The following is a 25,555-nucleotide window of genomic DNA, read 5'->3' on the forward strand; positions in this document are numbered from 1 at the left end:
GGGCGCCTGCCACTGGAGCCCGTTCGCTGTGCTGATTCCCGCCCACCTGCTGCAAGCCGACACCCTCACCGCCCTGATCGAAGACTTCGTCACCCGCGACGGTACCGACAACGGTGACGAAACCCCGCTGGAGACCCGCGTCCAGCGCGTGCGCCGCGCCCTGGACAAGGGCGAGGCGGTGATCGTGTTCGATCCCGACAGCCAGCAGTGCCAGCTGGCGATGAAGCGCGACGTGCCGAAAGAGTGGCTGGATGCGCTGAACGACGACTTCAGTGATTGACCGTATGCGCCAGCATGACCGATAGCTGACACAGCGGCCGGCCGCTCTCGGCGTGCCATTGGTTGAAAGCCGCCTGCACGGCGGCCAGGTCCTTCTGGCTGGTCGGTGCCTTGTCGATGATGCCCTGGGCCTTGAGCGCCGCCACCATGTCATCGGTGGGCACGAAGGTATCCTTGCCGACCATGCGCAGGAAGCGCGGCGCGGACAGCCCGCCCAACTGGCTGCCGTGCTTGGCCAGGTACTTCCACAGACCGACGATATCGCTTGCCGGCCAGTCCGCGACGAGGGCGCCGAAGCTGCCTTTCTCGCGACGGACATCGAGGATGAACTGGGCGTTGCGCGGCACGCTCTTCAACTTGCCCAGATGGCGAATCAGACGCGCGTCCTGCATCAGGTTCTCCAGGCGCTCGCCGCCCATCAGCACCACCTTCTCCGGGTCGAAACCGAAGAACACCTCCTCGAACGCCGGCCACTTGGCGTCCACCAGGCTGTGCTTGAGCCCTGCGCGGAAGATGCGCAGGCTGATCAACGACAGGTAGCGGTCGTCGCTCAATGCGCGCAGCTCGGCCTCGCTGCACGGCTGCGGCAGCATCGCCTGCAGCGCCTTCTCCGAACCGAAGCGATTGAGGCAGAACGCGTGCAGCCACTTGTAATCACGCATGAATCGAATCCTTGCTGAAACCAGTGACGAAGCCTGCACGCAGTTCACCGAACACTCAAGCCCCGCTCGAAGGCACTGCCGCTCGCGGATCGGCGGGCGCCCCTAGCGCAGGCGTTCAGCCGCCTGGCGCAGGGCGGCCTCGGTCGCGCTCCAGCCCAGGCAGCCATCGGTGATCGAGACACCGTAGCGCAGCTCGCCGGAAAGCGCCTGGCAGCCGTCGAACAGGTGGCTCTCCAGCATCACCCCGCGCAGGCTTAGGTCGCCAGCCAGGCGCTGGTCGATCACGCTGTCCAGCACCGCCGGCTGACGCAGCGGGTCCTTGCCGCTGTTGGCATGGCTGCAATCGACCATGATGCGCGGCGCGATGCCCTGACGGTGCAGGGCATCGCGCGCGGCGGCGACACTGGCGGCATCGTGGTTGGGCGCACCGTGGCCACCGCGCAGCACCAGGTGGGTATCGGGGTTGCCGGCGGTGTGCAGCAGCGCCGGGTGGCCAAGCTCATCGATACCGAAGTGCTGGTGCGGGTGCGCAGCCGAACGCATGGCGTCGCAGGCGATGCCGACGCTGCCATCGGTGCCGTTCTTGAAGCCGACCGGCAGGTCCAGGCCGCTGACCATCTCGCGGTGCACCTGCGATTCGCTGGTTCGCGCGCCAATCGCCGCCCAGCCGAGCAGGTCATCGAAGTAGCCGGCGGCCAGCGGTTGCAGCAACTCGGTCGCCAGTGGCAGGCCGCGCGCCAGGATATCCAGCATCAGTTGCCGCGACTGGCGCAGCCCCTCGGCCATGTCACCACTGCCGTCGAGATGCGGGTCGTACAGCAGGCCCTTCCAGCCCACGGTGGTACGCGGCTTCTCCACGTAGGCGCGCATCACCAGTAACAGCTGGTCATCGACCTGGGGCGCGAGTTCCGCCAGGCGCCCGGCATATTCGAGAGCCGAGACCGGGTCATGCAGGGAGCACGGGCCGACGACGACGAGCAGACGCGAATCCTCGCCATCGAGCACGGCACGGATGGCGGCACGGTCGGCGCAGATGCGTTCGGCAAGCAGACTGGGCAACGGCAGGCGCTGGCGCAGGACGGCGGGACTGGGCAGCGGCTGAGCGCTGCGACGGACGATGGAAGTGGCGCGGGAAGCGAGTTGAGCGGAGACGGATGCGTTCATGATCTGGCGGTTCCTTGGCCGGCGCGGTCGGTGCCGCGGCGGCGCTAGCTGAGTGTTCGTTGCAAAGGTGTCAGGGCGGCGGTAACGCTGCTAAATCGCCAGTCGTAGCGGTAGTTGCGGTAATAACGGTTCATCTGCATGTCCTCGATACGTGGTCTTTTTCGACCGAAAAAACAAAACCCCCGGTCGGGTTGCCGACCGGGGGTTTTCTGGAAAACGTCTCTGGTGGCGACCCTGTTCTGCTAGGCCGCCTGTGGGGTATCAGGCGCGCCTGTGGCTAAACCAATACCCAAAGAAATAATACGCCGCCGCCACGAGCGCCTGCGCACGAGCCAACGCGGCGCGAGAGGCACCGGCTTGCAGCATGGACAGGAGGTTGTGGCTGACAGACATGGAATTCTCCAGAACGATGGCTGAACCTTACTCCAGGCCCTGACGGCCTGGCAAGCACCCATGCGACGCGGCATGGATGTCGGTTCCTGCATCCACCGATGGCCCCAGCACAGTGGATCGGTGAAGCGTGATCCACCCTACACCGGTTACGGACATATCAGGTCAAGAAAACGCAGCACGGCGCTGCCGTCGCCCCGTAGGGTGGATGTCGCCTTTTACATCCACCAATGCCCCAGCACGGTGGATCGGTGAAGCGTGATCCACCCTACGCCGGTTACGGACTTATCAGGTCAAGAAAACGCAGCACGGCGCTGCCGCCGACCCGTAGGGTGGATGTCGTTTTTTACATCCACCAACGCCCCTGCACGGTGGATCGGTGAAGCGTGATCCACCCTACCCCGATTACAGGCTCACACGTCGGGAAAACGCAGCATGGCGCTGCCGTCGCCCCGTAGGGTGGATGTCGCTTTTTACATCCACCAACGCCCCTGCACGGTGGATCGGTGAAGCGTGATCCACCCTACGCCGGCTACAGACTTATCACGTAAGAAAGCGCGGCACGCCGCTGCCGTCGACCCGTAGGGTGGATGTCGCTTTTTACATCCACCAATGCCCCGGCACGGTGGATCGGTGAAGCGTGATCCGCCCTACCCTGGTTACAGGCTCATCACGTCGAGAAAGCGCGGGGTGGCGCTGTCGTCGATCTTCAGGCTCCGGAAGTCGAACAGGTTGCGGTCGGCCAGTTGCGACGGGTGCACGTTCTGCAGGGCGCGGAACATGATCTCGACACGGCCGGGGCTCTTGCGCTCCCACTCCTGCAGCATCTCCTTGACCACCTGGCGCTGCAGGTTCTCCTGCGAACCGCACAGGTTGCACGGGATGATGGGGAATTCCTTGAGCTGGCTGTAGGCCTCGATGTCCGCCTCGGCGCAGTAGGCCAGCGGGCGGATCACCACGTTGCGGCCATCGTCGGAGAGCAGCTTGGGCGGCATGGCCTTGAGCGTGCCGCCGTAGAACATGTTGAGGAAGAAGGTTTCCAGGATGTCGTCGCGGTGGTGCCCCAGCGCCATCTTGGTCGCACCGATCTCGTCGGCGTAGGTGTACAGCGTGCCGCGACGCAGGCGCGAGCACAGCGAGCAGGTGGTCTTGCCCTCGGGAATCTTCTCCTTGACCACCGAGTAGGTGTCCTTCTCGATGATGTGGTACTGCACACCGATGGATTCCAGATAGGCCGGCAGCACGTGCTCGGGGAAACCGGGCTGCTTCTGGTCCATGTTCACCGCGACGATCTCGAACTTGATCGGCGCCACCTTCTGCAGGTACAGCAGCACGTCGAGCATGGTGTAGCTGTCCTTGCCGCCGGACAGGCAGACCATCACCTTGTCGCCATCCTCGATCATGTTGAAATCGGTGATGGCCTCGCCGGCCAGGCGGCGAATGCGCTTCTGCAGTTTGTTCTGGTTGACCGAAAGGGTGCCCATGGTGCGTCGAAATCCGAGGGGGTGGGAACGAAAGCGCGACATTTTACGCACAATGGCGTCTCGCCCCTACCCCACCGGCAACGAAATGCTAGGCTCGGCCGATGAATGACGACCTAGACCCCACTCAGGACCTCGCCGAACAGGTGCTGCAATTGCTGCAGGCCGCTCCCGAGGGGCTTGCCGAATACGCGCTGATCCAGCAACTGAAAGAGCGCCACAGCGGCCATATCCCCAACCTGCCGCTGGCCGACAAGCTGGTGCTGTTCCGCACCCATTTCCTGCTGTTCAACGCCCTGTATCGCCTGCGCGAACGGCTCTGGCAGCAGGGCAGCCACCTGCTGCAGATCAGCCCGTTGTGCATTCGCCTGCTGCCGTACGAGCCCGGCGCCGCTGCGCTGAGCGAGCGCGACGAGCTGCGTGACTACTACCTCGACATGAGCCAGCTGCGCGATACCGACGAGCGCGACGTCGAACGCCTGCTGACCAGCTTCTGGACGCGCATGCAGGGTGGCGACGAGAAGCAGGCCGCGCTGGAGCTGTTCGAGCTGGACGACGAGCGGGCCCTCGACCTGCCACGGATCAAGCAACGCTATCGGCAGATGGTCAGCCAGCACCACCCCGACCGAGGCGGCAGCACAGAGCGGTTGCAGTCGATCAACCTGGCGATGGAAATTCTAGAGCGCTATTACCGCTGACCCAGAGAGAGCGATTTGCTCTAAAGCCAGGCACCACGCCTGCTCCAGCCCCTGCCTATACTGCGACATAAGGTCGCATTGATTCGGCTTGGTCACCCGGTGGCGCTGCCCATGCGCGCCGGGCGTCCGCGGGGGGCGACCGTCATAAGAATGAGGAGGTGTCTGGCATGATCCACCACGTTTGGGGGCTCTTCACCCATCCCGACCAAGAATGGCAAGAAATCCGTGGCGAGGAAGAATCCATCAGCCACATGTACCTGACCCACGTGCTGATCCTCGCGGCCATCCCCGCGATCTCAGCCTACATCGGCACCACCCAGGTCGGCTGGGCCATCGGTGATCGAGCGCCGGTGATGCTCACCGAAGGCAGTGCGATGGTGATGACCATCATGTCCTACCTGGCCATGCTCGCCGGCGTCGCGGTAATGGGCGCCTTCATCCACTGGATGGCGCGCACCTACGATGCCAATCCCAGCCTGACCCAATGCATCGTCTTCGCCGCCTATACCGCGACCCCGCTGTTCATCGGCGGCCTGGCGGCCCTGTACCCGCACCTGTGGCTGGGCATGGTCGTGGGTACGATCGCCATCTGTTACACGGTCTACCTGCTCTACGTTGGCATACCGACCTTCATGAGCATCCCCGAGGACGAAGGCTTCATGTTCTCCAGCTCGGTGTTGGCGGTCGGTCTGGTGGTACTGGTGGCGATGATCGCCAGCTCGGTGATTCTCTGGGGCATGGGCGTCGGCCCGGTCTACACCAGCTAGCGCGGAAGCGCGTCGACAGCAAGGGCCGGCAGCGATGTCGGCCCTTCTTGCATCTGGGCCACCATTCGTCGGCCCGGAAGGCGGCACCTGGTCCGCAGGTCCGGGCAACTTCGCCGTATCCCTGGCGCTTGCGGCATAATCCCCCGTCGAACCGCAGCCGCTACCTGCCATGCCCGAACAGATCCATGCCCGTGTCGAAGCCTGTTACCAACAGGCCGAGGCCTTCTTCAAGCAACCTTTCCCCCGCCCGCTGATCAGTTTCAAGCTGCGCGGGCAGAAGGCGGGCGTCGCCCACCTGACGGAGAACAAGCTGCGCTTCAACCTGCAGCTGTACCGGGACAACCATGAGGACTTCCTGCGCCAGACGGTGCCGCACGAAGTCGCCCACATGATCGCCCACCAGCTGTTTGGCCCACGCATCCAGCCGCATGGCGAGGAGTGGCAGCTGATCATGCGGGGTGTCTACGAGCTGCCGCCGCATCGCTGCCACAGCTACGAGGTCGAGCGCCGCAAGGTCAATCGCTTCATCTACCGCTGCGGTTGCACGGACGGCGAGTTCCCCTTCTCGGCACAACGTCATGCCCTGGTCGCCAAGGGCCGCCGCTACTATTGCAGACGCTGCAAGGTGACGCTGACCTTCAGCGGTGAACAGCGCCAGGAGTAAGCAGAGCGCCTCAGCACGCGCAACCGCCCAGCGCGGCTCAACCGAACACGCGCGCCTCGCGCAGCGCGGCGATCCGTTCGGCGTCATAACCCAGTTCCTGCAGCACCTGCTCGGTGTGCGCACCGACTGCCGCGCCGACATGCCGGGGTGACGCCAGGCCGTCGGAGAATTTCAGCGGGCAGGCCAGTTGCGCCTGCGCCGGCAGCCCCTCGCGCGGCACCTCGACCACCAGCTCACGGGACCTGATCTGCGGATGCGCCACCGCCTCGGAGAGGGGCAGCATGGGCTCGACGCAGGCATCCAGCGCGGCGAACACCTCGCTCCACTCGGCGAAGTCGCGCTTCTCGATCTCGATCTCGATCTCGCGCTTGAGCGCACGCTGGTCGTCCGCCTTGGGCGAAAGCCCGCGTGCCGCCAGCTCGGGACGACCGATGGCGGCGCAGAACTGCTGCATGAACTGTGGCTCCAGGCTGCCGACCGAGAACCAGCGGCCGTCGCGCGTGCGGTAGTAGTCATAGAAACTGCCGCCGTTGAGCGCCTGATTCTCCATGTCCGGATCCACACCGGCGCCCAGGTAGCCTGCGCCTGCCATGCCATGCAGGCTGAAGGCACAATCGGTCATGCTCACGTCGACCTGCTGGCCCTGGCCGCTTACCTGGCGCTGCACCACGGCGGCAAGCAGGCCGATCACCCCATGCAATGAACCGCCGGCCAGGTCCGCCAGCTGCACCCCCAGCGGCAGCGGGCCGCTGTCGGCACGCCCGGTATAGCTGGCGATGCCGGCCAGTGCGAGGTAGTTGATGTCGTGCCCGGCGCGATCACGATACGGCCCGCTCTGGCCATAACCGGTGATCGACACGTAGATCAGCCTCGGGTTGATCGCCTTGAGCGCCTCGTAGCCAACGCCCAGCTTGTCCATCACACCGGGGCGAAACTGCTCCAGCACGATGTCGTACTCACGCACCAGTTGCTTGACCACCTCGACCGCCTCCGCGCGCTTGAGGTCGAGGGCGATGCTGCGCTTGTTGCGGTTCAGGTAGGCGTGGCTGGTGGAGGTGCCGCCATCGTGCGGAGGCAGTACGCGCACCAGGTCCATGCGCGTCGGCGACTCGACGCGCAGGACGTCGGCGCCCATGTCGGCGAGCAGCAAGGAAGCGAATGGCCCTGGCAACAGGGTAGAGAAGTCGAGAACCTTCAACGAAGACAGTGGGCCGCTCATGGCGTCTCCTGATAAGTGACCGGTTGGCCGACGCGGCGGCAGCGTTCATACGCCCCCGCAACGCCGATGCGCTGATCGCTCCTGCGCGACCTTACAGCTTCATGCCACGGCTGATGATTTCCTTCATGATCTCCGACGTACCGGCGAAGATGCGCTGGATGCGCGCGTTCGCGTACATCTTGCAGATCGGATACTCCCACATGTAGCCCCAACCGCCATGCAGCTGTACACCCTCGTCGACGACCTTGCCGAGCAGCTCGGTGGTGAACAGCTTGGCCTCGGCAGCCACTTCGGGGCTGAGCTGCTTCTGGTTGTGGTCCATCACGCAGCGGTCGGTGAACACCTGCGCCACGTCGATCTGCGTGCGCATCTCGGCGAGCTTGAAGCGGGTGTTCTGAAAGTGCGCCACCGGACGGCCGAAGGCCTGGCGTTCCCTGACGTACTCGACGGTCGCCTGCAGCGCCGCCTCGGCCCCGGCCACCGCGCCACAGGCGTTGGTCAGGCGCTCCTGGGCCAGCATGTTCATCAGGTAGAAGAAGCCGCCCTTGGCGTCGCCGAGCAGGTTCTCCTTGGGCACCTTGACCTCGTTGAAGAACAGCTCGGCGGTATCCTGGCTGTGCATGCCGAGCTTCTTCAGCTTCTTGCCGCGCTCGAAACCCGGCATGCCACGCTCGACCAGGAACAGGCCCATGGCGTGCTTGTTGGCCGGATCGGTCTTGGCCGCGACGATCACCACGTCGGCCAGGTAACCGTTGGAGATGAACACCTTGGAGCCGTTGAGCAGCCAGTGATCGCCCTTGTCCACCGCCGTGGTGCGCATGCCGGCCAGGTCGGAGCCGGCGGCCGGCTCGGTCATTGCCACGGCCAGGATGGTCTCGCCACGGATGATGCCTGGCAGCAGACGCGCCTTCTGCTCGGCATTGCCGTATTCGGCGATATAGGGGCCGCACAGCGCCGAGTGCAGCGGAATCATGAAACCGGGCTCGTTGATACGCGCCAGCTCCTCGCACATGATCTGCTCGTAGCGGAAGTCCTTGAGCCCCGTGCCACCATATTCCTCGTCCGCCCAGGGCAGCAGGAAGCCCATTTCGCCCGCCTTGCGCCACACGCTGCGATCCACCACTCCGGCCTCTTCCCAGGCCTCCTGATGGGGCACCACCTCCTTGTCCAGGAATGCCGCGAAGGCATCGCGAAACAGGTTGTGTTCGGTGTCGAAATGAGTGCGCTGCATGGGGCGGGTCCTCCGCTGTTTTTTATGAGCCAGAGGGTAAGTGCCGCCCCGCTGCCCCCTCAATGACCCATGCGCTCAGCCTGAATTGACCCAATCGCTCGGCTGGCTTGCCGCCGCGAACGCCAGCCGCCTACCATCGGTGCCCCTCGACCTTGGAAAGCCAGCATGCGCGAACGCACCATCGCCAGCCACTTCGTCCGCGCCGCACTGCGCGGTGCCGGGCGCCGCGGCCTCGCCTGCGACGCGCTACTGCGCCAGGCCGGGATCCAGCCGGCGGTGCTGGTGGAACCACGTGCACGCATCGCCCCCGAGCAGTTCGCCCGGCTGATGCAGCTGCTCTGGGAGGCACTGGACGACGAGTACCTGGGCTTCGGGCGCCAGCCCAGCAAACGCGGCACCTTCGCCATGATGGGCCACGCCATCATCCATTGCCGCAGCCTGGAGAAGGCCCTGAGCCGTGGTGCCCTGTTCTATGGTCTGTTCCCGGACGCACCGAGCATCCACCTGCAGCGCGAGGGCGACTGGGCGCGGCTGAGCGTGGACGACAGCACGCTGTGGGACCCGGATCACTTTCTGGTGGAAAGCCTGCTGGTGATCTGGCACCGCCTCGGCAGCTGGCTGATCGGCCAGCGCATCCGCCTCGAGGAAGCCACCTTCGCCTACCCCGAGCCGGAACATGTCGCCGAGTACGAACTGCTGTTTCCCTGCAGCCGCCGCTTCGCCGCCGGGCAGACCAGCCTGCTGTTCCATGCCCGCTACCTGGCCATGCCGCTGCTGCAGGACGAGCGCACGCTCAAGCAATTTCTCGAGCACTCCCCGGCCGATCTGCTGGCACGCCCCGACGGCGGTGACAGCCTGATCAGCCAGATTCGCCGCCTGCTCGGGCGCGACTGCCGTACCTGGCCCGACCTCGAACAGGTCGCTCACCAGTTGCACACCAGCCCGCAGACCCTGCGCCGTCACCTGCGCGAGGAAGGCACCAGTTTCCAGGAACTCAAGGACCACCTGCGCCGTGACCTGGCGATCTATCACCTGGGCCGCGACGAACTGGCCATTCAGGACATCGCCGAACAGCTGGGCTTCTCCGAGCCTTCGGCATTCCATCGGGCGTTCAAGAAGTGGACCGGACTGACCCCTGGCGCCTATCGTGCCCAGGAGGGCTGACCGCCACGGCACGACAGGAGCGCGCCCATGCGATCCCATATCAGCGTCATCACCCTTGGCCATAATCTGGCCAGCGCGGAAGAGGTCGATGCACTCATGGCGCAGGCGCGACGCTCGTAAAACCGGCGCAGGCCACCTTCTTGGGCAGGTATGCCGGCTACTTCCAGGCCCCGGATGGGCATTTCTGGGAAGCGCTGTGGAACCCACAATGGGTTGACTGAGGCATGCGCCTCAGTCGTACAGGCGCACCCTGAAACAGGCGCCGCCCAGTTCGGAATCCTCCAGGCTCAGCTCACCGTCGTAGCTCTCGATGATGTCCTCGACCACCGCCAGGCCGATGCCCTGCCCCGGATTCTGCGCATCCAGCCGTTCGCCCCGCTGCAGCACGCGCTCACGCTGATTCTGCGGCACGCCGGGGCCATCGTCCTCGATGGTGATCAGGCAGCCGTCGAGCAACGGCTGCACGCTCACCCGCACCCGCTGCAGGCACAGCCGGTAGGCGTTCTCCAGCAGGTTGCCGAGCAGCTCCATCAGGGCACCACGCTCCATGGTGACTTGGCTGTGCTCGGGCACCTCCAGCGTCGCCTCCACCTGCTTGTCGAGATAGACCTTGTCCAGCGAACGGCACAGGCCTTCCAGCAGCGGCCAGATCTGCTCGCGATGGCGCACCAGGCCGCTGCGCCGCAGGCTCGCACGCTGCAGCTGGTAGCCGACCTGCTGGCTCATGCGTTCGATCTGCGCCTGCATCAGTTGCGCCTGCTCGCGATTGCCCTCCTGAACGGCCAGGGTCTCGCCGATGCCCTGCAGCACGCTGAGCGGCGTCTTCAGGCTATGGGCGAGGTCCTCGAGCGAGTCGCGATAGCGCTCGCGCTGGCGCCGTTCGCTGTCGAGCAGGCGGTTGAGGGAATTGGTCAGGCGCAGCAGCTCGCGCGGGTGATCGTCGCTCAGGCGCTGGCGCGTGCCCGCCTCCACGCCATCGAGTTCATCGCTGAGCCCGCGCAGGCTGCGAAAGCCCCAGGTCAGGCCGAACCACAGCAAGCCGAGCAGCACCAGCAGGGCGATGCCCAGCCACAGGCGCAACTGCCAGGCGAAGCCGTTGAACAGCACCTGATATTCACGCGTCGGCTGCATGGTGACGATGCTCAGCGCCGTTTCATCGCCGCGCAGCAGGTCCACCTCGATGTCGTAGACGAAGTACTCATGGCCACTGTCGTCACGGATACGCGCGAATTCGTGGCCCTGGCCGTCATAGTGCGGCAGGTAGCGCACCAGCTCGTCGATGGACGAGCGCGAACGCCAGAGCAGTGTGCCGTCCCGGTCGAAGATGAACCCCAGCAGATGGGAATCGAGGTTGTCGAACTCCTCGTCGGGCATCTTCTCCGGCATGTGCAGCTCGCCATCGTGGATGCGCGCGGCCGAGATCAGCGCCGCCGCGTCGGAGGCCAGGCGCTTCTCCACCGTCTGCTCCAGGGCCATGAGGAAAACGCCCTGCAGCACCGGCATCAGCGACAGCATGAACAGCATCGCCAGGGCCGCGCTGGCCAGCATCAGCCGCAGACGCAGCGAGCCCAGGCGGATGCGCAGCTTGCGCAGGATGCTGCGCAGTCGCTTCACTTGCAGCGCTCGTTGAACATGTAGCCCTGGCCACGCACCGTCTCGATCGGCTTGCCATTCAGCAGCGCCTCCAGCTTGCGCCGCAGACGCCCCACCAGTACCTCGATGACGTTGGGGTCGCGTTCGTCGTCGCCCGGATAGAGCTGCTCCATCAAGCGTTCCTTGGCCACCACCTGCTGGTGATGCAGCATGAGGTACTCGAGGATGCGGTACTCGTAGGCCGTCAGCTGCAGGGACTGCTCATCGACGCTCGCCTGCTTGCGGTTCAGGTCCAGCACCAGCGCACCGGCCTCGATGGTCGACTTGGTGAACCCCGACGAGCGACGCAGCAGGGCATTCAGGCGCGCCTCCAGCTCCTCGAACTGAAACGGCTTGACCACGTAATCGTCCGCCCCGCAGGACAGCCCTTCGACCTTGTCCTGCCAGTTGCCACGTGCGGTGAGGATCAGGATCGGGAAATGCTTGTCCTGGCTGCGCAACTCCCGGATCAGGTCGATACCGCTCATGCCCGGCAGGCCGAGATCGACCACCGCCAGGTCATGATTGAACGACTCGGCACGGTACAACGCCTCTTCAGCCGTGCGCACGGCATCCACCACGTGCCCGTTCTCGCTGAGGCGAGTGAACAGATGGTGACGCAGCAGCGCCTCATCCTCCACCACCAGCAACTTCATGTTCTTCTCCCTTCTACTCAAGACTGCGAAGGCCGGGCAGATACCCGGCCAGATAACGAAAAAGTCGGCGACAGCCACAACCACTGCCGGTAGCGAAGCGCCACACCAGGGTTGCAGGCCTCGGCGCGGCCATCAACGACTCGACGCCAAGCCTGCGGGAAGACTACTGAACAGGCGCTGAACCTTCCTTGAACACCTACTGAATGAGCGCCAAACAGCCTAGAGGCGTCGCACCAGGACCGCCGCCAGCACGAACAGCATGGCCAATACGCCGAGCAATGCCAGCCAGCCGGCATGCTCCCAGACATACCCTCCACCATAGCCAACCACACTGGAGCCCAGGTAATAGGCACACAGATAGAGCGCCGATGCCTGCGCCTTGGCGCCCTGCGCATGAGCGCCGACCTGACCGCTGGCCACCGCATGCGCGGCGAAGAAGCCCAGGGTGAACAAGGCCAGCCCGACGACCACCGAACCCAGCCAGGGCCCGACGCACAGGGCGACGCCCAGCAGCATCAGGGCGATGCCCCCGGACAGCACCTGACGCGCACCGAAGCGCGGCACCAGCCGCCCTGCCCAGCCGGCACTGAAGATGCCCAGCAGGTAGACCGTGAACAGCAGGCCGATCACCGTGGCCGACAGGTTGAACGGTTCGGCGGCGAGGCGAAAGCCCACGTAGTTGAACAGCGCGACGAAACCGCCCATCAGCAGGAACGCCAGGGCGAACAGCACGCGCAGGCGCGGGTTGCCCAGGTGCAGGATGAAGTTGCGCAGCAGCCCGCGCAGCGACAGTGGCTGGGCGGAGAAATGCCGGGACGGCGGCAGCAGCCAGAGAAACAGCAGCAGCGCCAGCAGGCCCAGCAAGGCGATGCCGCCCAGGGCCCAGGACCAGCCGCCAAGGTCGCTCAACAGCCCCGCGAGCAAACGCCCGAGCAACCCGCCCAGGGCCGTACCGCCGATGTACAGGCCCATGGCGGCGGGCAGCGCCTCGGGATCGAACTCCTCGCCGACATAGGCCATGGCCAGCGCCGGCAGGCCACTCAGGGCCAGGCCCAGCAGGGCGCGCAACAACAGCAGGCTGCTCCACTCGTCCACCAGCGCACAGGCCATTCCCAGCAGTGCAGCGAGCCCCAGCGCAGCAGCCATCACCGGCTTGCGCCCCCAGCTTTCCGCCAGGGCGCCGGATACCAGCAGGCACAGGGCCAGGCTCAGGGTGGTCAGCGACAGGGCCAGGCTGCTGCTGGCCGCCGAGACGCGAAAGTGCGCAGCCAGCAGCGGCAGCAGCGGCTGCACGCAATAGAGCATGGCGAAGGTGGCGAAGCCGGCGCAGAACAGCGCCAGGGTGGCACGCCGGTAACCGGCGCTGCCGCGAACGAGATGGGGTGCGGACATCGGCAAGCTCATGGAACACGGCGCAGGTTCGGCCGCGACAAAAGCTTAGCATGCTATCTATCACTGCGACTGCTCGTCGCAGTGCTTTTTATCGGCGCGTCACTCCTCGCGCAGGCGTTGCAGATGCGCCTGCAGCCCCGCCGAGGTCTGCTCGCCGACCAAGCGCTCACGCAACCTGCCCTCGGAATCGACGATGTAGGTCGCCGGCAGCACATCGTTGTGCGGCAGTTCGAAACGCGCTGCCGGGTCCTCGGCAAGCACGGTGAAACGAATGTCGAAGCCATCCGCAGCACGCTTCAGCGCATCGCCCTGCAAACCATCGAAGTTGACGCCGATGACTTGCGCCGACTGCGTTTCCAGCGCCTTCGCCAATGCATTGAGCTGGGGAATTTCCGTGCGGCAAGGCGCGCACCACTCGGCCCAATAATTAATGACCAGCCACTGGCCATCCAGGCTGTCAGCCGTTACCTTTCGTCCATGCTGATCAGGTCCGAAATCTTCGCTGCAACCGGCCAACACTAGACCGGCGCAAATACCCAGAACAGCCTTGCCGACAATCCGGAGCCGTAAGCCCATGTACTCGATCCTCGTCCTCTCGGGGTTGATATGACGCTGGATGCCCTGCGTCTGGAAGTACCGGACATCCGCGAGGACAGCAGTGTATCGCCAGCGGAGATCGTCGAACGACTCGCCGCCGCGCGCCTGCTCGAAGCGGAACACGGCCTGCAGCAAGTGCTGGGCCTGCTGTTCACGCTCAATCGCAGCGGCCTGACCTTACTGGAAAGGCAACGTGCGCTGCAAAGCTTCAGTGACGAGTATCGCCACTACGCCGGCCTGGCGAACCGCCAGCCACCGCCCAGCGCGCTGTTCGTACGCCTGTGCGGCGAGCTGGCGACCGGTTTCAAGCGCCTGCTGCTGCAGATCCTGCAAGGCCGTCAGCCATCCCTGCCGCACCTGGCCTGGTGCCTGTACATGGCCCAGCACTTTCTCGCTCAACAGCTGCTGCGCCACTACCAGCTGTACCAGGAACCACCCGCGGCCCTGTGGCGCGACAGCCACCTGCTGTACTGGATCGGCGAGCACCAGCAGTGCCTGGACGAACCGGTCGCGGCGGCCTTCGAGCCCAAGCCGGCCAGCACCCTGCGCGGCCTCTACCAGCAGATGCTGCTGTTGGCGCAGAGCAACCCCTTCCACCTGGACGAAGGTGAGTGCCTGACGCTGTTCAGTGCGCTCGCCCCGCTCGCGGCACTGGCCAGGCTGCTGCCCTGGGACGAGGAAGACGAAGCCGAGGGCCCGCTGGTCGATCTCAGCGAGTCGCAGCCCTGCCTGGCATTCGAGCAGCAGGCCAAGGGCGAGCCGGAGAATCTTCGCCGCTTCGAACTGGGTGCCCTGCTGATCGCCCTGCACGAGCCTGCCCCGCTGCAGAGTGGCCAGGAACGTCAGCTGCTCGAGCGCGTGCGCCAGCATTGGCTGACGCGCCAGCAACGTCGCCATGAACGTGCCGAACTCGACGGCCAGTGCAGCCTGGTGGTCGGGCTGCCGGCCATTCACGCGCAACTGCTCGACAAGCTGCCGCAACGCACCGAGGCGCAGATACTCGACGCCAGCCCCGGCGGCGCGAGGCTGCTGTGCAATGCCAACGAAGGGGGGCAACTGCAGGTCGGGCAACTGGTGCTGCTGCTCACCTATGGCACGCCCACGCTGGCGCTGGTGCGCTGGCGCCACCTCAACGCCGAAGGCCTGCACCTGGGCCTGCGCTACCTCAAGGGCCTGCCGCGTCCGGTGTGGCTGCGGCGGGCGCCCAACGCGCAAACCCACCCCGGCGTGCTGCAGAGCACCCCGGCCCCTGGCAACGGATGGCATCACGGCCTGTGGCTGCCCAACGGCCAGTTCGCCACCGGGGAAAACCTCTGGCTGCAACTCGCCAGCGTGCACAACCAGGCCATCCTGCCGCTGCCCGAAAGCAACCTGGGAACCTCGTCGGTCACGCGCCATCCTTTGCGTCTGGCTTGATACACAAAAGTGCGATCCCAATCACGCATCCTGTCTGTCGAGCGCACAGTTTCGTCACGCGAGGGCTGCTTATAATTCCTGGCACTGAAGTCTCAACCTGCCTGGAATAGCATCATGTCCCAAGCGCAAGACAAGCTGATCGGCTCCGTACCCTCACGCATCGTCGACGTCGCTCGCCTGGTGGTCACGCCCTACGAGGGTCGCGTGGCCGAATACAACGTCGCGACCTGGCTGCAACTGCCGGGCCTGGCCAACCTGCCGGTATCGCTGCTGGTCAGCTACCGCGACGGTGACAAGCGCCGCGAAGTGAATGTCGACCACGGCAAGGTCAATGCCCAGGGCAAGATCCTGCTGTCCGGCATCGCACGCATGCCGGTACGGCAGAAAGTCGAAGACATGCAGGTGCGCCTGCGCTCCGCCGTGCCGGCGCAGAGCCTGGTGGTCGAGGAGTTCTTCGTGCAAGCCGTCGAGCAGGCCAGCAGCGAAAGTCGCCAGGCCCTCGCCTGAGGCGAACCGGCAAGACCAGAACCCCGCGCACTGCGCGGGGTTTTCGTTTCAGCCGGAGGAAGCCTCCGGATTGGAGGAAGGCTGCTCGACGGCCGGCTCCGCAGTCTGCGGCAGATTCTCGGGGGCCACCTGTTCGAGCAGCGATTCGGGCCAGCGCGCGAAACGCAGCCCGGTGATGCGGTTGAGCCGCTCCAGCGCGTCCTGCGGGTCGCGTCGATGGAGATGGATTACTTTGTTTCTGCCAGTCATTCCTGCATGCGTCCTTAGCGATCCCTGCCCTGCTGGCAGTTCGATAGCAACTGAAACTGCCGTTGCCAGAAACATGCCAGCCCTGTGTATCACGCCGTTACTCGGCGTCACGCCTGCTGCACTGATGAAAGCACGGAGTAGTGACGCCGCAAACTGACGTTTTTTGTCACCTGCCATCCCTGACGGTGACCCTCCGGGCCGTCGCTACGCGACGGCGTGCGCTCACTCCTTGCCCGGTAACCAGAGCGCCAGACTGATACCGAACTGTTCTTCGCGCTCGTTCTGCAGGTGCTCGAGGCCCTTGCACAGGCTCGGGTACCAGGGCTCGTCGAGCTGCGCGGGCAGCTGCGAGACGTTCGGCAACGGCCACGGGCTGAGTTCCAGCAACTGATGCAGGGTGAAGTTGTGCAGGTCCCGGCACAGTACCCAGCCCGCATTACCGACCTTGCATGCCAGGCGCTCGCGCTCGAGAAAGCTCAGCACCTCGGCCCACTGGTCCTCCGGCAGACGCCAGCCGGCGCGCTGCAGGTCGCCGTGGTGCAGCGCTTCACCCTTCTGCTGACGCTTCAACAGCAAGCGCAGGATCACCAGCAGGATCAGCGCCTTGGCGATCGGTTCACGCCGCCAGTGGCGAGGCTGCGACAGGCCGTACACCAGCTCGGCACCCAACAGCACGATCAGCCAGGACAGGTAGATCCACACCAGAAACAGCGGCACGGTGGCGAACGCCCCGTAGATCAGGTGGTAACCGGGGAACAGGCGGACATAGAGGCCGAACAGTGCCTTGGCGACCTCGAACAGAATCGCGGCGAACAGCCCGCCGAGCAGTGCATGGGGCAAGGGAACCCGCGTGTTGGGTACCGCTGCGTAGAGCAGGGTGAAGGCCGCGATACTGGACAGCAGCGGCGCGAAGGCCAGCAGGGTCTTGGCTCCCAGCACGGCATCCGGCCCGGAAATCAGCGCCAGCGAGGCGATATAGGTGCTCACCGCGAACCCCGCGCCAAGCAGCAAGGGGCCCAGGCTGAGGATCGCCCAGTAGAGCAGAAAGCTGGACATCCCGCGACGCGGCTGACGCACGCGCCAGATCACGTTGAAGGTCTTCTCGATGGTCACCAGCATGAGAAAGGCCGTCACTGCCAGCAGCCCGACGCCGAACCAGGTCAGCTGGCGCGCCTGGGTGGTGAACTCGCGCAGGTATTCCTGCACCGTCTCGCCGGTCGAGGGCACGAAATTACGGAAGATGAACGCCTGAATCTCTTCGCCGACGCCCTGAAACGCCGGAATCGCCGACAGCATGGCGAAGGTCACGGTCATCATCGGCACCACGGCGAACAGCGTGGTGTAGGTCAGCGCCGCCGCGTTACCCGCCCCACGGTTCTCCATGAAACGCTGGTACAGACTCAGCCAGAACCCCAGCCAGTCCCTGAGATGACGCTGCATGACCTCTCCTTAGCCTTCAAACCTGAACAGACCGTGCGCCGCGAGAAAAGGTCGCACCCGAGTCACCCGGTGGTTTTCGTGCATCCGCGCACCAGGCGGTTAGAATACCCGCCACTTCACGCCGGATGCGAGCCACCATGACCGACCTGACCCTCTATCACAACCCGCGCTGCTCCAAATCGCGCGGTGCCCTGGAACTGCTCGAGGCCCGAGGCCTGCAGCCCACTGTCGTGCGCTACCTGGAAACGCCGCCTACTGCCGAACAGCTCGCGAGCATCCTCGGCAAGCTCGGCATCGGCGCCCGTGCCCTGCTGCGCACCGGCGAAGACGAGTACAAGGCCCTGGGCCTGGCCGACGCCAGCCTCGACGAGGCGCAGCTGATCGACGCCATGGTCAGCCACCCGAAGCTGATCGAACGTCCGATCCTGGTCGCCGGCGACAAGGCCGTGGTCGGTCGTCCGCCGGAGAAGGTGCTGGAGCTGCTGGCATGAGTTCGCCCTATATCCTGGTGCTCTACTACAGCCGCCATGGCGCCACCGCGGAGATGGCCAGACAGATCGCCCGTGGCGTGGAGATGGCCGGCCTGGAAGCGCGCCTGCGCACGGTGCCGGCGGTTTCCAGCGAATGCGAGGCGGTCGCCCCCGACGTGCCCGAGGACGGCGCGATGTACGCGACCCTGGATGACCTCAAGCACTGCTCGGGCCTGGCCCTGGGTAGCCCGACCCGCTTCGGCAACATGGCCGCGCCGCTGAAATATTTTCTCGACGGCACCAGCAACCTGTGGCTGACCGGCGAGTTGGTCGGCAAACCTGCCGGCGTGTTCACCTCCACCGCCAGCCTGCATGGCGGCCAGGAAACGACGCTGCTGTCGATGATGCTGCCCCTGCTGCATCACGGCATGCTGCTCTGCGGCCTGCCCTACAGCGAGTCGGCGCTGCTCGACACACGCGGCGGCGGCACCCCCTACGGCCCCAGCCACCATGCCGGCGGCGATGGCAAGCGGGCACTGGACGAACATGAAACCGCCCTGTGCCGCGCACTTGGCCAACGTCTGGCCCAGACCGCCAGCAAACTGGAGCGCTGATCGTGGCCCGTGAGAAGAAACCGCTGCCCAGCCTCGAGTGGCTGCAACCACGCATGAAGCTCAGCCGCGCGCTCAGCCTGTTCAGCTTCGTCGCCCTGCTGCTCCTGCTGCTGGTCTGGAACCTGGCCTTCGCCGACCTGCACGGCGCACGCATCGGCGTGGTCCTGGCCATCCAGCTGCTGCCGCTGGCGCTGCTCGCCCCCGGCATCGTCCTAGGCAATGCCCGCGCCCACGCCTGGGCCTGCTTCGTGGTCAACCTGTACTTCATCCAGGGCGTGCTCGCCGCCATCGACCCGGCACGCGCCCTGTTCGGCGTGCTGGAGGCGCTGATCAGCTTCAACCTGTTCTGCTGCGCCCTGCTCTACACCCGCTGGCGCTTCCAGTACGACCGCAAGCTGGCAGGAGATGCCTGATGCGTCTGGTGCTGCTGCCAGGACTCAACGGCAGCAGCAACCTCTTCGCCCCTCTGCTCGACGCGCTGCGGGATGTCGACTGCCAGCCGCTCGCACTCCCGGACCAAAGGCCGCAGGATTACGCCAGCCTGACCGACAGGTTGCTCGCTGAGCTGGGGCATGCCCCCTTCGTGCTGCTGGGTGAATCCTTCTCGGGCCCACTGGCGTTTCGCCTGGCGCTGCGAAAACCCGAAGGCCTGCGCGCCGTCATCTTCGCCGCCACCTTCCTGACCCGCCCGTCCCCATTCCTCGCGCTGCTCAGGCACATGCCCATGCCACCGGCACTGCTCACGCACGCGCCGATACTGCGCGCGCTGTGCCTGGGTCGCGACGTCGAGGATGCAGTACTGAGACGGGTACAGGAGGAAATTCGCGGCCTGGATCAAGCGCTGGTACGTGCCCGCCTCGGTAGCCTGGCAGGACTGCGGGCAGTGCAAGGGCGTCTCACCGTGCCCGCCCTGCAGCTATGGCCACGACAGGATCGTCTGGTTGCGGCCAGGGCAGGCGGCAGCCTGGCCGCGCATTGCGATGATCTGCGCCAGGTCCGCCTGGACGGGCCGCATTTCATTCTGCAGGCACGCCCACACGCCTGCGCACAGGCGATTCGCACCTTCCTGGCAGACATCGCGCAGCAGCAAGGCTAGCGACTGTGGCAGATACCCACGCCAGCCCCTACCAGCCCAGCGTTTCCTTGAGGAAGGGAATGGTCAGCTTGCGCTGGGCCTGCAGCGAAGCCTGATCCAGGCGTTCCAGCAGCTCGAACAACGCACTCATGCTGCGCTCACCACGGGTCAGGATGAAGCGACCGACGTCATCGCTCATCTGCAGGCCGCGCCGCGAGGCACGCAGCTGCAGGGCGCGCAGCTTGTCCTCGTCGGACAGCTCGTGCAACTGGAAGACCAGGGCCAGGGTCAGCCGCGACTTCAGGTCCGGCAGCTGGATCGGCAGCTCGCGCGGCGACATGGTGCCGGCCAGCAACAGGCGCCGGCCGCTGTCGCGCAGGCGATTGAACAGGTGGAACAGGCCCTCCTCCCAATCGCTGCGCCCGGCAACCGCATCGAGATCATCGAGGCAGACCAGCTCGCACAGTTCGAGGTTGTCGAGCAGTTCCGGGCCGTGCTGCACCACCTCGCCGAGCGGCAGATAGACCACCGCTTCGCCGCGCTGCTCGAAACGCAGGCAGGCCGCCTGAAGCAGGTGACTGCGCCCTACGCCTTCGCCACCCCAGAGGTAGATCAGGCTCTCCGTCCAGCCGGCATCGGCCTCGCACAGACGCTCGACATAGCCCAGCGCCGCCGCATTGGCACCGGGGTAGTAGTTGGCGAAGGTCGCGTCGTCACGCAGACGCACCCCCAGGGGAAGCTGGATTGGTTTCATGCAGGGCTCGGCGGTTCATCGGAACCGCTGTTGGACTCTCCGTAAAGACCGGAAAGTTTATATAAATCATGAGCATGACGCAGCAAAACCATGATCACGGCAGCCACCGGCAGCGCCAGCAGCACCCCGGTGAAGCCAAACAGCTGGCCGCCCGCGAGGATGGCGAAGATCACCGCCACCGGGTGCAGGCCGATGCGATCCCCCACCAGCATTGGCGTCAGCACCATCCCTTCGAGCATCTGACCGATCATGAACACCACGCCGATGCCCAGCAGCGGGTAGGGATCGAGGCCGAACTGGAACAGCGCGGCGGTCAGCGCCGCACCGATCCCGACGATGAAGCCCATGTACGGCACGATGCTCGCCAGGCCGGCCAGCAGGCCGATCAACAGCCCCAGCTCCAGGCCGACCAGCATCAGCCCCGAGGCATAGATGACGCTCAGCGCCAGCATCACCAGCAGCTGCCCACGCAGGAAGGCGCCCAGTACCTCATGGCATTCGCTGGTCAGTTTCACCACCAGCCCTTCGCGCTGGCGCGGCAACAGGCGACGCATGCGCTCGACCAGCAGGTCCCAGTCACGCATCAGGTAGAAGCTCACCACCGGAATCAGCAGCAGGTTGCCCAGCCAGGCGAGGAACGCCAGGCTCGAGGACGTCGCCTGGGCCAGCACCAGTTTGAGCACGTCGGTGGTCTTGCCGATGTTCTCGGTGAACACCTGCTTGAGCTGATCGAGCTGCAGCACATCCTGCAGCCCCAGGTGCGACTGCGTCCAGGGCAGCGCCGTGCCCTGCAGCCAGTCGAGCATCTCCGGCGCCAGCTGATACAGGCGCACCAGCTGGCGGCCGAGCATGGGTACCAGAACCAGCAGCAGGATCAGCAGCACCAGCGCGAACAGGGCGAACACCACGACCACACCGCCGGTGCGCGACAGGCGCTGACGCTCCAGGCGATCGACCAGCGGATCGCCAAGGTAGGCCAGCAGGATGCCGATCAGGAAAGGAGAAAGAATCGGGTGCAGCAGGTACAGCAGCCAGCCGAGCAGAAACAGCCCGGCCATCCATAGCCAACGAGTGGAATCGGTCATGCTCGCGTCCTCGATGCGAAACGGCGCCCAGGCGCCGCGTGACAGGGCTGCACACTCAGCCCGCCCTGTAGTCTACCAACGGAATCGCAGCTGATCGGTGCGCGGTTTCACCTGCGGCGCTTCGCTGCCGGTCCCGTCCGGCTCGGCGACCGGCTCGCCAGCATCTACTGGCTCGGTCACTTCCTGCAGGTGTCCCAGGGCCAGCTGTGCACGCAGTTGTTCGGCGGTGGCGCTGACCTGGTAGGTCAGCGTCTGCCCGTCGACATCCACCAGGCGCGCGGCGAACGGCTCGAGCAGGCGTTCCAGCGCAGCGAAGCGGCCAAGGTCGGCCCCCTCGATCACCACCGTCAGGCTCTGCGCCGCGCCCGGCTTGACCAGAAAACGTGGCGCCAGACGCTGATTGACCGCCAGCATCACGGCATCGGCCAACGCCGCCTGGTCGGCCGCCTCGGCCTTGCCCTGCTCGCGCTCATCGCCCAGCCACAAGCGCCAGGTCGCCTGCCAGGCGCCACCTGCCTCGGTGGCCTGCACAGCCAGCATGGCGTCGGCGGCGTAGCGCTCGGAGGCCTCGCGCAAGGCCTGCGGGTCATTGGCCGCCAGGGCTTCGCCGGTTGCCACCAGCTGCTCACTGAGATCGGCCAGCGGTAGACGCAACGGCAAGCCACGGTGCTGGGCCGCCGCGCGCAGCGTCGCTGCCGCCCCCTGGCTCTCGCCGATCAACTGGCTGCCACCGACGGATTCACTGAGCCACCAGGTCAGGATCGCCGGGCGATTGCTGCCCCAGAGCGCCAGGCCAGCCTTGCGCAACTCGCGGTCGGTGCTGGCCGGGTCGAACTCGACCACCAGCGCATCGCCTTCGTAGCCGTAACGGCTGACGATCTGCTGCGGGTCCTTGCGCAATCCCTCCAGTCCAGCGTTCTGCAGCGCCTTGGTGTCACCGGTCAGACGCTGGACCAGGGTCTGCAGCGCCTGCTGCATGGCGACATCGCGGTTTTCCGGTTGCTGGTCGGCAACCGCCTCACGGACCTGGTACAGCTCGGCGACCGGCGCGGCCATGGCCGGCAGGCCCAGGCAGGTGAGACAGATGAACATCAGGCGGACAGACAGACGCATGGCGAACTCTCGCTAGGGATGGCGGCACGCGGCGCAGGCAGCTGAACAGCCCGAGCGTCGGCCAGTGCCAGGCAAAAGCCGGCCCGCAACGCTCGATTTCACGCACAGTGAACGAGCATTGCGGGCCGGCTTCGACGCAGCAATGGCAACGCAGGCAGTCATGCAACGGTCTGCCGGCGTGCGCAAAGGCCTATACCTTAAACAGCCGCCGGTGCCCCGGCAACCGCAGGCAGGCCCGGCGACAAAGCGCATGCGTGCGAGTGGCCGCTACCGGGCAAGCCTGATAAAATCGCGCGCCTTCGCCAGCCGCTATGCGCGCCGGGCTCTGTGCATGAGCCCGCGCCCAGTCGGCGCCTACACGAACTCCCCATCCAAAGGCCCGGATCTATGAGCAAGCAACCCTCCATCAGCTACAAGGACGCAGGTGTCGACATCGATGCCGGTGAAGCCCTGGTCGAACGCATCAAAGGCGTGGCCAAGCGCACCGCCCGTCCGGAAGTCATGGGTGGCCTGGGTGGCTTCGGCGCCCTGTGCGAGATCCCGGCCGGCTACAAGCAGCCCGTTCTGGTCTCCGGTACCGATGGTGTCGGCACCAAGCTGCGCCTGGCGCTGAACCTGAACAAGCACGACAGCATCGGCCAGGACCTGGTCGCCATGTGCGTCAACGACCTGGTGGTCTGTGGCGCCGAGCCGCTGTTCTTCCTCGATTACTACGCCACCGGCAAGCTCAACGTCGACGTGGCCGCCACCGTGGTCACCGGCATCGGCGCCGGCTGCGAGCTGGCTGGCTGCTCCCTGGTCGGTGGTGAAACCGCCGAGATGCCGGGCATGTACGAAGGCGAGGACTACGACCTGGCCGGCTTCTGCGTCGGCGTGGTGGAAAAGAGCGAAATCATCGACGGTTCCCGGGTGGTCACCGGTGACGCGCTGATCGCGCTGCCCTCCTCCGGCCCGCACTCCAACGGCTACTCGCTGATCCGCAAGATCATTGAAGTCTCCGGCGCCGACATCGAGCAGGTGCAACTGGACGGCAAGCCGCTGACCGACCTGCTGATGGCGCCGACGCGCATCTACGTCAAACCGCTGCTCAAGCTGATCAAGGACACCGGCGCGGTCAAGGCCATGGCCCACATCACCGGCGGCGGCCTGCTGGACAACATCCCGCGCGTGCTGCCGCAAGGCGCCCAGGCCGTGATCGACGTGGCCAGCTGGAAGCGCCCGGCGGTGTTCGACTGGCTGCAGGAACAAGGCAACGTTGACGAGCACGAAATGCACCGCGTACTCAACTGCGGCGTCGGCATGGTCATCTGCGTGGCCCAGGATCAGGTCGAAACCGCCCTGGCCAGCCTGCGTGCCAGCGGTGAAGAGCCGTGGGTCATCGGCCAGATCAACGCGGCGGCCGAAGGCGCGGCGCAGGTTCAGCTGAACAACCTGAAAGGCCACTGATGCCCTGTAATGTCGTCGTCCTGATCTCCGGTTCAGGCAGCAATCTGCAGGCGTTGATCGACAGCATCGCCCACGACGGCAACCCGGCTCGCATCGCTGCGGTGGTCTGCAACCGCGCCGATGCCTATGGCCTGGAACGCGCCAGGCAGGCTGGCATCGCCACCGAACTGCTCGACCACAAGCAGTTCGATGGCCGCGAAGCCTTCGATGCCGCACTGATCCAGGCCATCGACGCCCACCAGCCCGAGCTGGTGGTGCTGGCCGGCTTCATGCGCATCCTCACCCCTGGTTTCGTCGCCCACTACAGCGGTCGCCTGCTCAACATCCACCCTTCGCTGCTGCCCAGGCACAAGGGCCTGCACACCCACCAGCGCGCCCTGGAAGCCGGAGACGCCGAGCACGGCTGCAGCGTGCACTTCGTCACCGAGGAACTCGATGGTGGCCCTCTGGTCGTACAAGCAGTGCTGCCGGTCGCGCCGGACGACACGGCCGAGAGCCTGGCCCGTCGCGTGCACCAGCAGGAACATGCGATCTACCCGCTGGCGGTTCGCTGGTTTGCCGAAGGTCGCTTGCGTCTTGGTGCGCAAGGCGCAATGCTGGACGGCAAGCCGCTGCCCGCTGGCGGCCACCTGATCCGAACCTAGGAGACTCTATGCGTCGTGCCCTGCTGTTCGCCCTGACCCTGCTCAGCCTGCCCGCTCTTGCCGAAGACCTGCTGCCCTTCTCCGCCAGCTACACCGCGGACTGGAAACAGCTGCCCGTCAGCGGCAGCGCCGAACGCAGCCTCAAGCAGGATGCCGACGGCCGCTGGACCCTCAACTTCGAAGCCTCGATGCTGGTCGCCGGCCTGACCGAGGAAAGCACCTTCCGGGTCGACAACCAGACCCTCATGCCGTTGACCTACCGCCTGAATCGCAGCGGTCTGGGCAAGGGCAAGAAGGTCGAGCAGGACTTCGACTGGGAGCAGAAACAAGTCATCGGCAATGACCGTGGCGACGCCGTGACCTTCCCGCTCAATCGTGGCCTGCTGGACAAGTCGACCTACCAGATCGCCCTGCAACAGGACGTCGCCGCCGGCAAGAAGAGCGTCAGCTACCAGGTGGTCGATGGCGACGAGATCGAGACCTACGACTTCCGCGTGCTCGGCGAGGAAGTGGTGCGCACCAAGGCCGGCCTGATCGATGCGATCAAGGTCGAGCGCGTCCGTGACCCCACGCAGAGCAGCCGCAAGACCGTGCTGTGGTTCGCCAAGGACTGGGGGCACCTGCTGGTGCGCCTGCACCAGGTGGAAACCGACGGCAAGGAATACCAGATCATGCTCAAGGAAGGCACAGTCGACGGCAAGCAGGTCGCAGGCCGCCGCGACTGATCTCACAGGCAATAAAAAACC

The 25,555-nt window shown here is 65.6% G+C and carries 28 protein-coding genes; 14 read left to right on the top strand and 14 right to left on the bottom strand.

The window, feature by feature from the left end; all coding sequences use genetic code 11:
- Nucleotides 1–28: 28 nt before the first annotated feature.
- A complete protein-coding gene (locus FIV02_RS16065; RefSeq protein WP_037053170.1) occupies nt 29–280 on the top strand; it encodes a YheU family protein in 252 nt (83 codons plus the stop codon).
- Here the strand turns inward: FIV02_RS16065 and FIV02_RS16070 are convergent.
- The 3 genes from FIV02_RS16070 to ttcA form a co-directional block, all read right to left on the bottom strand.
- Nucleotides 270–941: a DNA-3-methyladenine glycosylase I gene (locus FIV02_RS16070; RefSeq protein ID WP_134675442.1), complete on the bottom strand. Its 672-nt coding sequence runs from the start codon at nt 939–941 to the stop codon at nt 270–272. The two genes, FIV02_RS16065 and FIV02_RS16070, sit on opposite strands and share 11 nt — an antisense overlap.
- A gap of 102 nt (nt 942–1,043) precedes the next feature.
- On the bottom strand, nt 1,044–2,105 hold the full coding sequence (locus tag FIV02_RS16075; RefSeq protein WP_152489183.1) for a 3-deoxy-7-phosphoheptulonate synthase: 1,062 nt from the start codon (nt 2,103–2,105) through the stop codon (nt 1,044–1,046).
- A 1,049-nt stretch (nt 2,106–3,154) separates the two neighbouring features.
- Entirely contained in the window at nt 3,155–3,979 is an 825-nt protein-coding gene (gene ttcA, locus FIV02_RS16080) for a tRNA 2-thiocytidine(32) synthetase TtcA (RefSeq protein WP_037053173.1), read from the bottom strand.
- A 101-nt stretch (nt 3,980–4,080) separates the two neighbouring features.
- Between ttcA and FIV02_RS16085 the strand changes: the two genes are divergently transcribed.
- The 3 genes from FIV02_RS16085 (at nt 4,081) to FIV02_RS16095 (ending at nt 6,105) form a co-directional block, all read left to right on the top strand.
- Complete coding sequence (locus tag FIV02_RS16085) at nt 4,081–4,674, top strand: DNA-J related domain-containing protein (protein ID WP_047590731.1); 594 nt, start codon at nt 4,081–4,083, stop codon at nt 4,672–4,674.
- Nucleotides 4,675–4,841: 167 nt separating this feature from the next.
- Nucleotides 4,842–5,441 carry a Yip1 family protein gene (locus FIV02_RS16090; RefSeq protein ID WP_037053175.1) on the top strand — a complete coding sequence of 200 codons (600 nt, stop codon included), beginning with the start codon at nt 4,842–4,844 and terminating at the stop codon, nt 5,439–5,441.
- Between the two features lie 169 nt (nt 5,442–5,610).
- The gene (locus FIV02_RS16095) at nt 5,611–6,105 is read left to right on the top strand and encodes a SprT family zinc-dependent metalloprotease (protein ID WP_152489184.1); all 495 of its coding nucleotides are present in this window, start codon (nt 5,611–5,613) and stop codon (nt 6,103–6,105) included.
- 37 nt (nt 6,106–6,142) lie between these two features.
- On the opposite strand, the gene FIV02_RS16100 is transcribed toward FIV02_RS16095, so the two are convergent.
- Together FIV02_RS16100 and FIV02_RS16105 are read right to left on the bottom strand one after the other, a co-directional pair.
- Nucleotides 6,143–7,324, bottom strand: a complete 1,182-nt coding sequence (locus FIV02_RS16100) for a CaiB/BaiF CoA-transferase family protein (RefSeq protein WP_152489185.1) — start codon at nt 7,322–7,324, stop codon at nt 6,143–6,145.
- A 91-nt stretch (nt 7,325–7,415) separates the two neighbouring features.
- Nucleotides 7,416–8,555, bottom strand: coding sequence for an acyl-CoA dehydrogenase family protein (locus FIV02_RS16105; RefSeq protein ID WP_047590734.1), 1,140 nt, complete (start codon nt 8,553–8,555; stop codon nt 7,416–7,418).
- Nucleotides 8,556–8,720: 165 nt separating this feature from the next.
- Between FIV02_RS16105 and FIV02_RS16110 the strand changes: the two genes are divergently transcribed.
- Entirely contained in the window at nt 8,721–9,719 is a 999-nt protein-coding gene (locus tag FIV02_RS16110) for an AraC family transcriptional regulator (RefSeq protein ID WP_037053181.1), read from the top strand.
- 231 nt (nt 9,720–9,950) lie between these two features.
- Here FIV02_RS16110 and FIV02_RS16120 read toward each other — a convergent pair whose 3' ends face one another.
- The 4 genes from FIV02_RS16120 to FIV02_RS16135 all read right to left on the bottom strand — a co-directional run bounded on the left by FIV02_RS16120 (nt 9,951) and on the right by FIV02_RS16135 (nt 13,975).
- Nucleotides 9,951–11,267: an ATP-binding protein gene (locus FIV02_RS16120; RefSeq protein WP_230622813.1), complete on the bottom strand. Its 1,317-nt coding sequence runs from the start codon at nt 11,265–11,267 to the stop codon at nt 9,951–9,953.
- Between the two features lie 62 nt (nt 11,268–11,329).
- The gene (locus tag FIV02_RS16125) at nt 11,330–12,007 is read right to left on the bottom strand and encodes a response regulator transcription factor (protein WP_152489186.1); all 678 of its coding nucleotides are present in this window, start codon (nt 12,005–12,007) and stop codon (nt 11,330–11,332) included.
- A gap of 219 nt (nt 12,008–12,226) precedes the next feature.
- Nucleotides 12,227–13,399, bottom strand: a complete 1,173-nt coding sequence (locus FIV02_RS16130; protein WP_152489187.1) for an MFS transporter — start codon at nt 13,397–13,399, stop codon at nt 12,227–12,229.
- Between the two features lie 99 nt (nt 13,400–13,498).
- On the bottom strand, nt 13,499–13,975 hold the full coding sequence (locus tag FIV02_RS16135) for a TlpA disulfide reductase family protein (protein WP_172979169.1): 477 nt from the start codon (nt 13,973–13,975) through the stop codon (nt 13,499–13,501).
- Between the two features lie 30 nt (nt 13,976–14,005).
- Between FIV02_RS16135 and FIV02_RS16140 the strand changes: the two genes are divergently transcribed.
- The gene (locus FIV02_RS16140) at nt 14,006–15,412 is read left to right on the top strand and encodes a PilZ domain-containing protein (RefSeq protein ID WP_152489188.1); all 1,407 of its coding nucleotides are present in this window, start codon (nt 14,006–14,008) and stop codon (nt 15,410–15,412) included.
- 114 nt (nt 15,413–15,526) lie between these two features.
- The gene (locus FIV02_RS16145; protein WP_037053193.1) at nt 15,527–15,919 is read left to right on the top strand and encodes a hypothetical protein; all 393 of its coding nucleotides are present in this window, start codon (nt 15,527–15,529) and stop codon (nt 15,917–15,919) included.
- A 48-nt stretch (nt 15,920–15,967) separates the two neighbouring features.
- Here the strand turns inward: FIV02_RS16145 and FIV02_RS16150 are convergent, their stop codons facing one another.
- Nucleotides 15,968–16,168 carry a hypothetical protein gene (locus FIV02_RS16150; RefSeq protein WP_152489189.1) on the bottom strand — a complete coding sequence of 67 codons (201 nt, stop codon included), beginning with the start codon at nt 16,166–16,168 and terminating at the stop codon, nt 15,968–15,970.
- A 222-nt stretch (nt 16,169–16,390) separates the two neighbouring features.
- Nucleotides 16,391–17,608: a YihY family inner membrane protein gene (locus FIV02_RS16155; RefSeq protein WP_134675435.1), complete on the bottom strand. Its 1,218-nt coding sequence runs from the start codon at nt 17,606–17,608 to the stop codon at nt 16,391–16,393.
- A 137-nt stretch (nt 17,609–17,745) separates the two neighbouring features.
- On the opposite strand from FIV02_RS16155, the gene arsC reads away from it, so the two are divergent.
- From arsC to FIV02_RS16175, 4 genes are read left to right on the top strand one after another with little or no spacing between them, the layout of a single operon-like run.
- Nucleotides 17,746–18,099, top strand: a complete 354-nt coding sequence (gene arsC, locus FIV02_RS16160) for an arsenate reductase (glutaredoxin) (RefSeq protein WP_037053199.1) — start codon at nt 17,746–17,748, stop codon at nt 18,097–18,099.
- Nucleotides 18,096–18,692, top strand: coding sequence for an NAD(P)H:quinone oxidoreductase (gene wrbA, locus FIV02_RS16165; RefSeq protein WP_152489190.1), 597 nt, complete (start codon nt 18,096–18,098; stop codon nt 18,690–18,692). Before arsC ends, wrbA begins: the two co-directional genes overlap by 4 nt.
- A 2-nt stretch (nt 18,693–18,694) precedes the next feature.
- Complete coding sequence (locus tag FIV02_RS16170) at nt 18,695–19,105, top strand: DUF2069 domain-containing protein (RefSeq protein WP_037053201.1); 411 nt, start codon at nt 18,695–18,697, stop codon at nt 19,103–19,105.
- Complete coding sequence (locus FIV02_RS16175; protein ID WP_152489191.1) at nt 19,105–19,788, top strand: alpha/beta fold hydrolase; 684 nt, start codon at nt 19,105–19,107, stop codon at nt 19,786–19,788. Before FIV02_RS16170 ends, FIV02_RS16175 begins: the two co-directional genes overlap by 1 nt.
- Before the next feature lie 28 nt (nt 19,789–19,816).
- Here FIV02_RS16175 and hda read toward each other — a convergent pair whose 3' ends face one another.
- The 3 genes from hda to FIV02_RS16190 form a co-directional block, all read right to left on the bottom strand.
- Nucleotides 19,817–20,521 carry a DnaA regulatory inactivator Hda gene (gene hda / locus FIV02_RS16180; RefSeq protein ID WP_037053203.1) on the bottom strand — a complete coding sequence of 235 codons (705 nt, stop codon included), beginning with the start codon at nt 20,519–20,521 and terminating at the stop codon, nt 19,817–19,819.
- Nucleotides 20,518–21,606, bottom strand: coding sequence for an AI-2E family transporter (locus FIV02_RS16185; protein WP_037053204.1), 1,089 nt, complete (start codon nt 21,604–21,606; stop codon nt 20,518–20,520). The genes hda and FIV02_RS16185 overlap by 4 nt, the downstream gene beginning before the upstream one ends.
- A gap of 72 nt (nt 21,607–21,678) precedes the next feature.
- Complete coding sequence (locus FIV02_RS16190) at nt 21,679–22,719, bottom strand: DUF2066 domain-containing protein (RefSeq protein WP_152489192.1); 1,041 nt, start codon at nt 22,717–22,719, stop codon at nt 21,679–21,681.
- A gap of 387 nt (nt 22,720–23,106) precedes the next feature.
- On the opposite strand from FIV02_RS16190, the gene purM reads away from it, so the two are divergent.
- From purM to FIV02_RS16205, 3 genes are read left to right on the top strand one after another with little or no spacing between them, the layout of a single operon-like run.
- Nucleotides 23,107–24,165 (top strand): phosphoribosylformylglycinamidine cyclo-ligase, encoded by a 1,059-nt coding sequence (gene purM / locus FIV02_RS16195; protein WP_037053207.1) that lies wholly within the window; start codon nt 23,107–23,109, stop codon nt 24,163–24,165.
- Nucleotides 24,165–24,809 (top strand): phosphoribosylglycinamide formyltransferase, encoded by a 645-nt coding sequence (gene purN / locus FIV02_RS16200; protein WP_037053209.1) that lies wholly within the window; start codon nt 24,165–24,167, stop codon nt 24,807–24,809. Before purM ends, purN begins: the two co-directional genes overlap by 1 nt.
- Before the next feature lie 8 nt (nt 24,810–24,817).
- Complete coding sequence (locus tag FIV02_RS16205; RefSeq protein ID WP_150605787.1) at nt 24,818–25,534, top strand: DUF3108 domain-containing protein; 717 nt, start codon at nt 24,818–24,820, stop codon at nt 25,532–25,534.
- The last annotated feature ends 21 nt before the right edge of the window (nt 25,535–25,555 follow it).

The organism is Pseudomonas sp. THAF187a (genome assembly GCF_009363395.1).
Taxonomy (GTDB): Bacteria; Pseudomonadota; Gammaproteobacteria; order Pseudomonadales; family Pseudomonadaceae; genus Aquipseudomonas; species Aquipseudomonas khazarica.